General features: G+C 52.7%; 10 protein-coding genes. All 10 read left to right on the top strand.

Translation table 11 applies throughout. The features are described from left to right. The first annotated feature begins 17 nt into the window (after positions 1–17). The 10 genes from ABF463_RS05040 to ABF463_RS04995 all read left to right on the top strand — a co-directional run bounded on the left by ABF463_RS05040 (position 18) and on the right by ABF463_RS04995 (position 11,733). On the top strand, positions 18–1,181 hold the full coding sequence (locus tag ABF463_RS05040) for an FtsW/RodA/SpoVE family cell cycle protein (protein ID WP_415532470.1): 1,164 nt from the start codon (positions 18–20) through the stop codon (positions 1,179–1,181). A 111-nt stretch (positions 1,182–1,292) separates the two neighbouring features. Then, positions 1,293–2,558 (top strand): UDP-N-acetylglucosamine 1-carboxyvinyltransferase, encoded by a 1,266-nt coding sequence (murA, locus tag ABF463_RS05035; RefSeq protein ID WP_415532469.1) that lies wholly within the window; start codon positions 1,293–1,295, stop codon positions 2,556–2,558. Positions 2,559–2,600: 42 nt separating this feature from the next. Next, positions 2,601–3,437: a cell division protein FtsQ/DivIB gene (locus ABF463_RS05030; protein ID WP_415532468.1), complete on the top strand. Its 837-nt coding sequence runs from the start codon at positions 2,601–2,603 to the stop codon at positions 3,435–3,437. A gap of 181 nt (positions 3,438–3,618) precedes the next feature. Further along, positions 3,619–4,770, top strand: a complete 1,152-nt coding sequence (gene ftsZ, locus ABF463_RS05025) for a cell division protein FtsZ (protein WP_415532467.1) — start codon at positions 3,619–3,621, stop codon at positions 4,768–4,770. Between the two features lie 515 nt (positions 4,771–5,285). Beyond that, the gene (locus ABF463_RS05020) at positions 5,286–6,215 is read left to right on the top strand and encodes a CorA family divalent cation transporter (RefSeq protein ID WP_415532466.1); all 930 of its coding nucleotides are present in this window, start codon (positions 5,286–5,288) and stop codon (positions 6,213–6,215) included. A gap of 138 nt (positions 6,216–6,353) precedes the next feature. Then, complete coding sequence (gene udp / locus ABF463_RS05015) at positions 6,354–7,106, top strand: uridine phosphorylase (RefSeq protein ID WP_415532465.1); 753 nt, start codon at positions 6,354–6,356, stop codon at positions 7,104–7,106. A 167-nt stretch (positions 7,107–7,273) separates the two neighbouring features. Continuing rightward, positions 7,274–8,050, top strand: coding sequence for a 23S rRNA (guanosine(2251)-2'-O)-methyltransferase RlmB (gene rlmB / locus ABF463_RS05010; protein ID WP_415532464.1), 777 nt, complete (start codon positions 7,274–7,276; stop codon positions 8,048–8,050). Then, entirely contained in the window at positions 8,050–10,050 is a 2,001-nt protein-coding gene (locus ABF463_RS05005; RefSeq protein ID WP_415532463.1) for a hypothetical protein, read from the top strand. Before rlmB ends, ABF463_RS05005 begins: the two co-directional genes overlap by 1 nt. Before the next feature lie 96 nt (positions 10,051–10,146). Next, a complete protein-coding gene (locus tag ABF463_RS05000) occupies positions 10,147–10,992 on the top strand; it encodes a nitroreductase family protein (RefSeq protein WP_415532462.1) in 846 nt (281 codons plus the stop codon). 273 nt (positions 10,993–11,265) lie between these two features. Then, positions 11,266–11,733 carry a hypothetical protein gene (locus ABF463_RS04995; RefSeq protein WP_415532461.1) on the top strand — a complete coding sequence of 156 codons (468 nt, stop codon included), beginning with the start codon at positions 11,266–11,268 and terminating at the stop codon, positions 11,731–11,733. The last annotated feature ends 194 nt before the right edge of the window (positions 11,734–11,927 follow it).

The following is an 11,927-nucleotide window of genomic DNA, read 5'->3' as shown; positions in this document are numbered from 1 at the left end:
GACAGGAGGCGGGTGCTATGACGGCTGCTGGGCAAAAGCAACGGATACAAAAGAAAAGGAAGCTCCTGCGGGGTGGTTTTGACCTGCCGCTGTTTGTGCTTGTCATGATCATCCTCATGCTGGGCCTGATTATGATGTTTTCCGCAAGCTACGCAGACGGGTATTATAACCACCACGGAGACGGTTTTTTCTATATCAAACGGCAGGGGCTGTGGGCCGCCCTTGGGCTGGTGGTGATGTATATCGTTGCGCAGATGGACTACCATTGGCTGCGCAAATTTGTGCTGCCGGTAATGGGCATTACGTATTTGCTGCTTGTTGTGGTGCTGTTTACACATCCTATCAACGGGGTGCGTCGCTGGATCGATGCGGGTCCGATCAACATCCAGCCGTCGGAGATCGCTAAATTTGCCGTGGTCTTGATCTTTGCACATTTGATTGCAAAGTATTCTACCAAACGGGAAAACAAAATGCAGACGTTCAAATACGGTGTGGCGCCGTTTATTCTCATTTTGGCTACCATTGCCGGTCTGATGATCAAGGAACCGCATCTGTCGGGTACAATCCTGATTTTGAGCATCGGCTGCACGATGATGTTTGTGGGCGGGACACGCGTCCGCTGGTTCGTCATCGGCATCAGTATGGCGGGCGGCGCGCTGCTCGGCATGGTGCTGTTTACCAAGATCATTGTGTATGCAAAGAATCGTCTGGTCTATTGGATTGACCCATTCAAAGACCCACAGCACCACGGCTGGCAGACTATCCAATCCCTCTACGCGATCGGTTCGGGCGGCATTATGGGTTTGGGGTTGGGTAATTCCCGACAAAAATATCTATATGTTTCGGAACCGCAGAATGATTTTGTATTTCCCATCCTCTGTGAGGAATTGGGATTGGTCGGTGCGGTTATTGTCATCGTGCTGTTTGCACTGCTGGTGTGGCGGGGATATGTCGTGGCCATGCGGGCACCCGATCGATTTGGCGCGCTCATGGCGGTCGGCCTTACCACACAGGTAGGCTTGCAGGCCATTCTCAATATTGCCGTTACCACCAACACCATTCCCAACACCGGCATCAGCCTGCCGTTTTTCAGTTACGGCGGTTCCTCACTGCTGATGCTGCTGTTCCAGATGGGTATTATTCTATCGATTTCCCGTTTTTCGAGTATTGAGCAAACATAGGCAGGCTATGCCTGTTTCTGTAATGCAGCAATTGTGAACCACACGCACCGCGTCGGCATATGCTGAAATTGCCGGGGTAATTGCCCCGCTTTGCTGAAAGGGTGCGTGACGATGTGCAAGTTAGTAATCGAGGGCGGCAGGCCATTGCAAGGGACGATTGACATACAGGGCGCGAAGAATGCCGCGCTGCCGGTGCTGGCAGCTTGTGTGCTCTGTGAGTCCCCTTGCGTCATACATAATTGCCCGGGTTTGTTGGATGTGGATGCCTCCTGTAAAATTTTGAAGCATCTTGGCTGCCGGGTGAAGAAAGAGAAGGGGACGGTGACGGTCGACCCCACGAATGTGGCAGAGTGCAGCATTCCAGACGCACTCATGCGGGAAATGCGTTCTTCCATCGTATTCTTAGGGGCAATTGCCGCACGGCTCGGGCAAGCGCGTATTTCGTTTCCGGGCGGTTGTGAGCTGGGACCGAGGCCCATCGATCTGCATCTGGCGGCACTGCGCAAATTGGGGCTGGTGATTAACGAAGGGCATGGTTTTCTTGACTGTCACTGCACAGGCAGACTCCATGGAGAAACCATTGCGCTGTCGTTCCCCAGTGTGGGGGCGACCGAGAATATTCTGCTGGCGGCGGTGACCGCAGAAGGCCTTACCACCATTATCAATGCGGCGCGTGAACCGGAAATCGCTGATTTGGCCTCTTTCCTCAACCGCTGTGGCGCAAAAATCCGCGGTGCGGGCGAGAGCGTGGTGGAAATTGAGGGTGTAGATGCTCTTCATGGTTCTGAACATAGGGTGATTCCCGATCGCATTGTTGCCACCACCTATATGACGGCGGCGGCGGTGACCGGCGGAGAACTGGAATTGCGCGGCGTCCAGCATACGCACCTCAGCCCGGTCGTTCCGGTTTTCCTCGAGGCGGGTTGTGCCATCCGTGCGGATAAAGAGAATCTGTTTTTGCGCGCGGCACATTCATTGCACCCATTGCGTTGTGTGCGTACGATGCCATATCCGGGATTTCCTACAGATGCGCAGGCGCCGGTTATGGCCATGTCCACATTGGCGGAAGGCAACAGCCTGTTTGTGGAGAATATCTTTGAAAACCGGTACAAACATGTGCCGGAGCTGGTGCGGATGGGTGCATCCATCAAGCTGGAAGGAAAAGTGGCTGTGGTTGAGGGCGTACGCGCACTTTTTGGCGCGCCGGTTGTGGCGGCCGATCTGCGTGGGGGTGCGGCACTGGTGGTAGCGGGGCTCGCTGCTGAAGGGACGACCGAAGTGACCGGCCTGCACCATATCGACCGGGGGTATACGTCTATCGAACAGGATTTGGCGAGCGTGGGTGCACGGATACGCCGGGTGTCAAGCGCCGAATAAGCCCGTCTGGAACAACTGTAGGTTATGGAGGATATCAAAAATATGCGGGAAACGCAAAAGCGCCGCACCACGGCAAGGGGCGCACGTGAGGGGCCATATCGCGGCACGGCGAAAAGGCCGCGTGCTAAACGAAAACGACGAAAGCTCACACGAGCAGGGCGTATGCTGGTGTTCATATTTATTCTGTTGGCACTGGTGTGCATCAGTGGCGCGGCAATCTGGCTTCTTTTGCCGGTGGGGTCGATTACGATATCCGGGCAGACACCATATCAACAGGAAAAGGTCTTACAGGTGAGTGGCATTGCGGTCGGAGACCGCCTCTTTGGCGTGAACAAGCGGAAGACCACACGTCTGCTGGAGACTAATCTGCCGTATATTTCCTCTGCGTCGGTTTCGTGGCGTCTGCCCAATACGTTGATTCTGCGCCTGAATAAAGACACACCAATTGCCGCTGTACCCCGTGCGGGTGGATTTGCCGTGCTGGATGCGCAGGGCAAAGTGCTCGAAATTCCCGCAAACCTACAGGCCCTCCCTAATCTGCCGACGGTGACTGGACCCGATGCCGGTGCGTCTGCGCCGGGACAGACACTAAACAATGCAGAGAGAGCAAAACTTACCGCAGCAGTGTCACTTCTTCAGGCAATCAAATCGGCAGGTATCGCGCAAGTCACATCGGTGGACGTTCACGACGCGTATCAGATTACGTTTGGTTATCAAAATCGTATCACAGTGCTGGTCGGCACCTCAGCAGATTTTGATGAAAAACTGAAATTTGCCTCATATATGCTTACACAGCAACTATTGGCTACCGATAAGGGGACGCTGGATGTTTCCCACGCTGCACAAGGCAATCAGGCAGTTTTCAGTCCTGCAAGCTGATTTTCCTAGATTGGACTGCAAAGTTGTGGGGCAGGTAGGACAAAATCGTATAAGTTGGCCATGTGGAAGCAGTGATTTTACATAATATCTGGCATTTTATGTATTTGCTATTGAAATGAAAACGTAAAACCTGTAGAATAGAATGCATAATAGGGTTATCCTATGATTTGGAGGAAGTAAGATGGCTTTTGAGCTTGATCGAGATATTGATAATATTGTTCAAATAAAGGTGGTCGGCGTTGGAGGTGGCGGGAACAACGCCGTCAATCGCATGATCAAGTCCGACGTACAGGGTGTGGAGTTCATCTCCATCAACACCGACCGGCAGGCGCTTATCCTGTCGCAGGCGACCCATAAACTCCAAATAGGGGACAAGCTTACCCACGGACAGGGCGCTGGCGCCAACCCCGAAAAAGGTCAGCGAGCCGCCGAGGAGAGCCGCGATGAGATCGCCGACGCGCTTAAAGGCACCCATATGGTATTTATCACTGCGGGTATGGGCGGCGGCACCGGTACCGGCGCTGCACCGGTCATCGCCACGGTCGCCAAAGAGCTGGGCATTTTGACGGTCGGCATCGTGACCAAACCGTTTTCATTTGAAGGGCGTCGGCGAATGGAGCAGGCTGAATCCGGGATTATGGCACTGCGTGAGCATGTTGATTCACTGGTTATCATCCCCAACGAGCGTCTGAAGCTGGTGTCTGAACAGAAAATTACGCTGGCAAACGCCTTTGAAGTCGCGGATGATGTGCTGCGCCAGGGCGTGCAGAGTATTTCTGACCTTATCAAAGTGCCGGGGCTGGTCAACCTCGACTTTGCCGACGTGACTGCGGTGATGAAGGATGCGGGCTATGCGCACATGGGTGTGGGACGCGCGTCCGGTAAGGACAAGGCGGAGCAGGCTGCGCGGATGGCGATTTCCAGCCCGCTGCTTGAGACCTCCATCGCCGGGGCGCGTGGTGTCATCATTAACGTGATGGCCTCTGCGGATATTGGCTTGGAAGAAGTCGAGATCGCGTCTTCCATGGTGACTGAGGCTGCCGAACCGGGTGCGAACATTATTTGGGGCGCGGCACTTTCCGATTCACTGGACGACGAGATCAATATTACCGTCATCGCTACAGGGTTTGATTCGGGAGATGCTGATGCGGCCTCGGCGCAGAGTGCGTCTTCAGCTGCTGCCTCCTCCACAGTCGGCCGTGCGCCGGAGAGCGTAAAGCGTCCGTCGCCTTCCGCATCATCCACAGGCAAGCCGGGCATGGCATCCCCTCGCCCGAATACTGCTGATGATGAGTATTTTGATATCATGAGCATCTTTAACCGCCGCAAATAAAGGCCGGTCATATTGATTTTTTGAATGCACCGTTATAAAGACGGTGCATTTTTATATCCTTTTCGCTGTTTTATAGATTGTAAAGATGCACAAAAACAATCCTGTCAAACGGTGGAATGGAATCTTCGCGCACAAATAAAGGCTGGATTGAAGGCGGAATTGCTTCAAAACACGTAAAACAGGAGGATGAAACCGGAAATTCCGGTGTTTTATACGGATTCTGGACCCATATAACCACATGCGTACTTTTTATATCAAAAATCCGTAGAGATGGTTTCCAAAATGTTAGGATGGTGCTATAATATGGTATAGGCTTTGTTATTTTATATACTAAAAACGGTCTGGATGCATTTGGATGTATCAAACATCAAGCACCAGGCTATCCACAGATAAAGCAGAGGTGATCGAACTGTGGGAGACCCCTTAAGCCGAAGACGTTGGTTCAACAAAAAAATAGTGTGCGGGGGGGCTCGCTGCGTTTGATACGCGCCGCTCCCCTGAAGGGAGTGTGCGCCATGTTGCGTTTTTTCCGTGCGCTTGACGGTCGTATGGCCGAAACAAGCGAAGAAAATGCTGCGCGTTTTATCAGTGTTATTGCACCGACAAATGCGGAAATCTCACGGTTGTCGGCTTTGCTGGGTATTGGAAGCGGCGTCTTTTATACCGCGTTGGATGAGGGCGGTATGCCCCGTGTGGAAACGGCGGAGGGCGCGACGCTGGTCGTCTGCGCGTCGCCTGTCACCTTTCGGCAGGGCGAATCTATGCGCTTTGCAGTTTGTCCTTTTTCATTGATTTTCATCGGGCAGACGGTTGTAGCAATCAGTGCTCGGGAAAATCCGGTGGCAGGAGATCTGGTGCAGAGCATGGGCGTTGCACTGGGGCAGAATGGCAGAATGACGGCATTGTTTATGCAGATTCTGGTCGCGCGGTTTAGGCGGCATTTGCATCAAATCAAAAAAATGATGACTTATTTGGAAAAACAATTGGGTCATACGCCGCATAACCGTAAATTGCAGGAACTGCTGGATATGGAAGCGGCGCTGGTTCATTATTCCACCGCGCTGCGGGAGAATGCAGGCGTATTGGAAAGTCTGCCGCGTGATCATAGCGTCTTGCTGACAGAGGAAGACCAGTTACTGCTTGGATATGCACGGGTGGAAATGAAACGGATAGGGGAGCTTGCGGCCGCCTATGCAAAATTACTCAATGGAACCATTGGAACCGTGTCTTCCATCGTATTGAATAACTTCAATACGATGCTGCGTGTTTTTTCTGTTGTACTCATTTTTTTGGCGCTTGGCCTGATTGGTTTTTTTGTGTATGGGTTGTATACACCTGGTTTTTCTTTGGTCAGTGTATTTCTTATGCTGGTTTTGTCGGTCATTTGCATGAGTTGCGGAGCGCTTGTTTTACATCAGGGCGGTTCGAAACGACGGGCATCGTGAACAGACAACAGCTGTTATGGGATAGAAGAATTGCCGTGTGAGACGGCATGATTGGGGGTAAGCGGCCGCTTGTCGGTTTGTTTGCCCCCAATAGTTTTGCGGAAAGTCCATCATGTATTTTGAAAATGGAGGATATATATGAAAGAGCGGATGTATCATTTGGGATTAAAAAAGGAAGATGGCGCACGGTTTGCGGTGCTGCCGGGCGATCCCGGACGGGTGCCGCAGATTGCTGCCTGCCTGGCAGATGCACATGAGGTTGCACACAACCGAGAGTTTCACACGTGGGCGGGTACGCTGTCGGGTGAGCGGGTGCTGGTCACATCCACCGGTATTGGAGGGCCTTCCGCTGCTATCGCCATGGAAGAGCTTGCTTCCATCGGGGTAGACACGTTCATTCGTGTGGGAACCTGCGGAGGGATGCAGCTTGCAGTGCAGGGCGGCGATTTAATTGTTCCTACCGCCGCTATCAGAATGGATGGTACATCGCGAGAGTATTTACCGGTAGAATTTCCCGCAGTTGCTGACTTTGCACTCACACAGGCACTGGCGGATGCCGCCCATCGGCAGGGTGCGCACACGCATCTTGGCGTGGTGCAGAGTAAAGATTCGTTTTACGGGCAGCATGAGCCGGAGCGGATGCCGGTGGGACAGCGGCTTGTATCCGATTGGAACGCATGGATTAAAGGCGGCGCGCTTGCCAGTGAAATGGAGTGTGCCACGCTCTTTACAGTGGCCGCCTGTTTGGGTGTGCGCGCCGGTGCGGTCCTAACTTGTGTCTGGAACCAAGAGCGGCAGGCGGCAGGCATGTCCAATCCCGAGACCCACGATTCTGGAATTGCCATTCGCACAGCGGTGGAAGCTATCTGTGCTCTGGCAGTAAAAAAGTGAAAAGAAGCTGGAAGATTTTACGATGGAATCATCGCATTTCCCCTAAGTATGGTATACTATATGCAGAGCATATGGCGCGGCACTCCGCACGATAATGGAATATCGATCCGGATTGGAAATGTGACGCATCACCGCTCATAAATAAAAAAACAGGACGGGAGTCTGCAATGTATACAGATAAAAGGGAAAAGCGTAAAGAGGATGTGCTGGTTGGACGGAATGCCGTGTATGAGGCACTGCGTGCCGGCCATCCGGTAGATAGTGTGCTGATTGCCAAAGGGAACAACGGCGGTCCGGTGCGGCGCATCGTGGATTTGTGCGGAGCACGCGGCGTGGTCATCAAAGATGTGAGCAGTGCCAAGCTCGACGCAATCTGCGGCGGTATGAACCATCAGGGAGTGGCGGCATTGGCTGCCGCCCATGAATATTCATCCGTGGCAGAGATGCTCCAGACGGCAAAAGAGCGTGGAGAGCCGCCGTTTTTGGTGATCTGTGATGATATCAACGATCCCCACAACCTTGGCGCGATCATCCGCACAGCGGAGTGTTGTGGCGCGCACGGTGTTATCATCCCCAAACGCGGGGCGGTGGGATTGACGGCGGCAGTAGACAAAGCGGCAAGCGGCGCCTTAGAATATCTGCCGGTCGCCCGCGTGTCGAATTTGACCGCAACGGTTGAAGAACTCAAAAAGCAGGGGATTTGGGTCTATGGCACGGCCATGGACGGGCAGCCGTTTTATCAGACCGATTTTTCTGGTGCAGCCGCAGTCATTATCGGTTCGGAGGGCAAGGGAATCTCACGTTTGCTTCGGGAGAACTGCGATATAGTTGTGTCCATCCCTATGCATGGACGCATTACATCGATGAACGCTTCGGTCGCGGCCGGCATCGTATTGTATGAAGCGGCCAAAAGCCGTATGCGGGCGGGGGGAGGCAGGAGCTGATGAGAAAAGAGGATCCGATCGACAGAGGGCGGATGCAGGAGCCTTTGGATGAATGGGAGCGGGAGGCGGAGGAACGGCTTCGCCAACGTGCCAATCGGCAAGCCGTCCAAGAGGTGGCAGCACAGGCCATCGCTGAATCCCCGCCGGATACGGAGATAGAACCGGCTACCGATGTTAGGGGAAACGGTCTGCAATCAGACCTGCATGAGGATTCAAGTACCGACGACGGGGATTCTGTGGATTTACAGCAAGAGGAAGCGCCTGCGGCGGAGCCTGATAAGGACGAACCGCTAAAAAGCGACGACGCGGATGAAACGGAACCTGATGAGCAGCTTCCACTCCGGCGCAGCAAAGGAGCGGGTCTTGCAGGATCGCTGACGGTGGAATTGATACTATTCGTTGTTTTTTTGCTGCTGGTTGGCGCGATCACATTCCATTACCCATTGCCGTCTGTGCTGCGTTTTCTGGGGCAGACTGACAAACTGGTCGTGGTTGAAGCTGCTTTGTTTGTGCTGGCAGGCGTTTTCGCCATTCATCCGTTGGTGGAGGGATTTGCTGCCCTGTTTAGTCTCCGTCGAAAGACCTCCAGTGCAGCGGCGCTTGCTTTTTTGGGCGGCATCGCGGGATTTATACCCGCCTTTATGCAGGGCGCAGGGGTACGTTATGCGGCGCCCTATGCACTCAGTGCGTGCGCTTGCCTGAGTTTGGAAACCTTTTCACGGCTGTTGACAGCGCGCGCGTGCCGGGTGAGTGCAGCTGCTATAGAAAAAACAGAAAATCCCCGTTCGGTTTTTGTCAAAGAGACGAAGATTGGTCCGACCGGACGGGTACAGAGGGTCGTTGTGCCCGGAAATGTGTCTCCCGCCCCGGCGACGCAAGATGCCGGCAGTGCGCTGACCGGGCGTTCGGCGTCAGTGGTTTCCCTTGTCGCATTGGTGATTTCCGCCGCTGCCGCTGGCATTGCTGTGTTTTTATATGGTAAGTCTGCTGTGCAGGGAGTGCTGCTTTTCGCTGCATTTGCTTCTGCGGGTGCGCCGTTGGTGATGGGGTTCTGTGTCAGTTTGCCGATGTTAGCTGTTACGCGCGCCTTGCGAAAGCGCGGCGCGGCGCTTTCAGGATATGGAGCGGTGCGTGCCTTTGGCCGTGCAGATGCGGTGTTTCTTCCGGAGCGTTTGCTTTACCCGGCGGGGCAGGTGAAGATTTGCGCATTGCGGCCGATGTGCAAAGACGGTGTGGAGAGTGCGGTTCTCATGGCAGCCAGTGTAGCGTCTGTTGCCCAGACTGCGATGGCATCTGCTATTCTGGGTCTTTTTGAGGGCGGGGAGGCGCTTCTGCGTCCGGTGGCACAGCTTCAAGTGATCGATGAGATGGGCATAGAGGCGTGGGTGGACGGCAAGCGTGTGCTGCTTGGAAGTCGAAATCTTCTGCGCCAAAAACGTGTGAATTTGACAGGGCGCATGTTGTTGGAGGTAGAAGCTAAATACGCTGTAAAAGGCAATGATTTTGTCTATCTGGTGGTAGACGATACGCTGACGGCGCTGTTTGTGCTGGACTACATACCGGAGAAACGGGTGCGTTCCGCTCTGCGTGGATTGGTACGCACAGGTATTCACGTTATGGTCGGCACGGCTGATGCCAATATTACCCGGGAACAGGTCGGGGAGCAGTTCCGACTCAAAAAACATGCTGTGCGGATTTTGTCCCATCAGCAGGCAGAGGTGTTTATGGCGCCTGTGTCCGGTCGGAGCGATGGGGCAGGGTTGTACCTGCGTGACGACGCGGTTTCTTTCGCGCGCGCCGTGGCGGCCTGCGTGCGGCTGGAAAGTACGGCGCGTGTGGCGGCGATTCTGCAAGTGATTGGCGTGTTGGCAAACCTGCTTCTGGCAGGTGCGGTGTTTTGGCTAGCCGGACGGGAACTGCAGCCGTTGGAAGTGCTGACGATTCAGGTCATTTGGGCGCTGCCGCCGGTCTTGTTTGCCGCGTTCCGCAGGCATGTTTAAAATACCTGCTTATGCTGGGCAATGCTTTGCTTGTTTTTGCGAATACGTAGGAATATTATCCACTCGTTTGGTGGACTCAAAACAGGAGGAATACTGATGCGACTTGATTTGCAACATGATGCTTCTGAATTGGCGATGAAGCGGCACTCGGTGCGTACTTATCTGCCACGGATGGTGGAAGAACGGGAACTTGCCATTTGCATGGCGCCTCTTACCGACGAAACGGGGATTTTTGGTGCCAAAACGCGCTATGCCGCAGTCCAGGTGGATCAAACGCCGAGTAAATTGGGTACATATGGCATGATTCGGGATGCCAAAACATTTTTGGCGGCAGTGGTGTCCAAAAAAGAGCTGCGTGCAGGGTATCTGCAAGTTGGATACCAATTGGAACAGACAGTTTTGATTGCGACTGACAATGGCATGGGTACCTGCTGGCTGGGGGGGACGTTTGATAAAACGGCGTTTTTTCAAGCGGCGGGAGTTGACGAGGAAGAGCAACTTGTTATCGTACTGCCGATTGGATATCCAAGTGGGAAAACGCGCCTTTTGGAACATATCGTGAGGGGTACGGCTGGCAGTGCCAACCGTCGGCCGTTTGAAAAACTGTTTTTTCAAGCAGCCAATGGGGAGCCGCTTTCTGAAAAAATGGCGGGTGCACTTGCTCTGCCGCTTTCTTGTGTAAGACTTGCGCCGTCGGCTATCAATAAACAGCCGTGGCGCGTTTTTGTTTCCCCAACAGCCGCTTATTTTTATCTGGATGGTGGCAAGGAAAAACCGACAATTCCAGATATCCGGTATGTAGATTTGGGTATTGCCATGTGTCATTTTGAGGCGGGCGCAATACAGGCGGGATTGCAGGGAAGTTGGGTCTTTGAAGATCCCGAGCTGTCTGTACCCATGGCATATGAATTTATTGGTGCGTGGATAATAAATAAAAATTAAATCAAAATGGGACTGAATTTCAAATTTTATACCTTTTTTCCAAAAACATAGATGCGTGGGTTCTGCATTTGAGGCCAAACTATCAAAGGGTCGTTAAAAAGATAAATGCTGCGCCCTATATAGTGGCTGGCGTAGATCGCCGTTTAAAATGAATTGATTTGTTTTAGGCGGCGATTACGTCCATATGACGATACTCTTTCTGATCGTCTTATTTGTTCAAAAATTGGAATGTATGATATTCCAATGGTTCGTTTGAAGACGAAAGGATGCACTATGTTAAAAAAGCGGGTTGCAACCAGTATGGCTGCGTTACTTTTGGCTGGCGCAATGCTTTTTCCGGCCGGCGGGATTATGGTAAAAGCCGCTGCACCAGAATCATCGGGCGCCTCTTCGGCGTCCTCTGGCCAGGCGTCGGCGCCGGGTTCACCAAAGCACTGTAGATATCATGTTGGCGGGGATCGCATGGCGTTGGTTCTCTTGGCCGATCTTTCTAAACAATCGGTGAAGGGTTTAAATGAGCGGTATCCGCAGCAAACGCCTTGGCAAATTGCTAAGCAGACAAACAATTTGGATACGCTGAAAAAATCATATTTGGAAAAACAGCAGCAGTGCATTCGCTCTTTACAAGAAAGCGGGCATCTTACGCAGGCGGATAGTACGCAGCTTTATAATGCAATTGCGGAACGGGTCGCGAAGATAGATGGCATCAAAATTGTTACCGTCGGTCATGTCCATCTATAATCTATGGGCGCTTTCATTATAGAGCAAATTTCTGGGTTTAAATCGGCATACTATTGGACTGCCGTGAAAAAGGAGGCTATATAGCCTCCTTTTTTATTTGATTTTCCGTTTTAAATAAAGAATTTGATAGATAAAAAGAATGTGTTATCGGTTAAAAAGGATAGAACGACAGAATTATTTGCGGATATCTGAAA

The sequence above is a fragment of the Ethanoligenens sp. genome (genome assembly GCF_047718355.1).
GTDB lineage: Bacteria > Bacillota > Clostridia > Oscillospirales > Ethanoligenentaceae > Ethanoligenens.
The sequence above is the reverse complement of the archived record's forward strand: the minus strand, read 5'-3'. Positions and strand labels throughout refer to the sequence as shown.

Coding starts and splice junctions, on each gene's coding strand:
- ABF463_RS05040 (WP_415532470.1), top strand. CDS start 18: ATGACGGCTGCTGGGCAAAAGCAACGGATACAAAAGAAAAGGAAGCTC.
- ABF463_RS05020 (WP_415532466.1), top strand. CDS start 5,286: ATGTTGCGTTTTTTCCGTGCGCTTGACGGTCGTATGGCCGAAACAAGC.
- rlmB (WP_415532464.1), top strand. CDS start 7,274: ATGTATACAGATAAAAGGGAAAAGCGTAAAGAGGATGTGCTGGTTGGA.
- ABF463_RS05000 (WP_415532462.1), top strand. CDS start 10,147: ATGCGACTTGATTTGCAACATGATGCTTCTGAATTGGCGATGAAGCGG.
- ABF463_RS05030 (WP_415532468.1), top strand. CDS start 2,601: ATGCGGGAAACGCAAAAGCGCCGCACCACGGCAAGGGGCGCACGTGAG.
- ABF463_RS05005 (WP_415532463.1), top strand. CDS start 8,050: ATGAGAAAAGAGGATCCGATCGACAGAGGGCGGATGCAGGAGCCTTTG.
- murA (WP_415532469.1), top strand. CDS start 1,293: ATGTGCAAGTTAGTAATCGAGGGCGGCAGGCCATTGCAAGGGACGATT.
- ABF463_RS04995 (WP_415532461.1), top strand. CDS start 11,266: ATGTTAAAAAAGCGGGTTGCAACCAGTATGGCTGCGTTACTTTTGGCT.
- udp (WP_415532465.1), top strand. CDS start 6,354: ATGAAAGAGCGGATGTATCATTTGGGATTAAAAAAGGAAGATGGCGCA.
- ftsZ (WP_415532467.1), top strand. CDS start 3,619: ATGGCTTTTGAGCTTGATCGAGATATTGATAATATTGTTCAAATAAAG.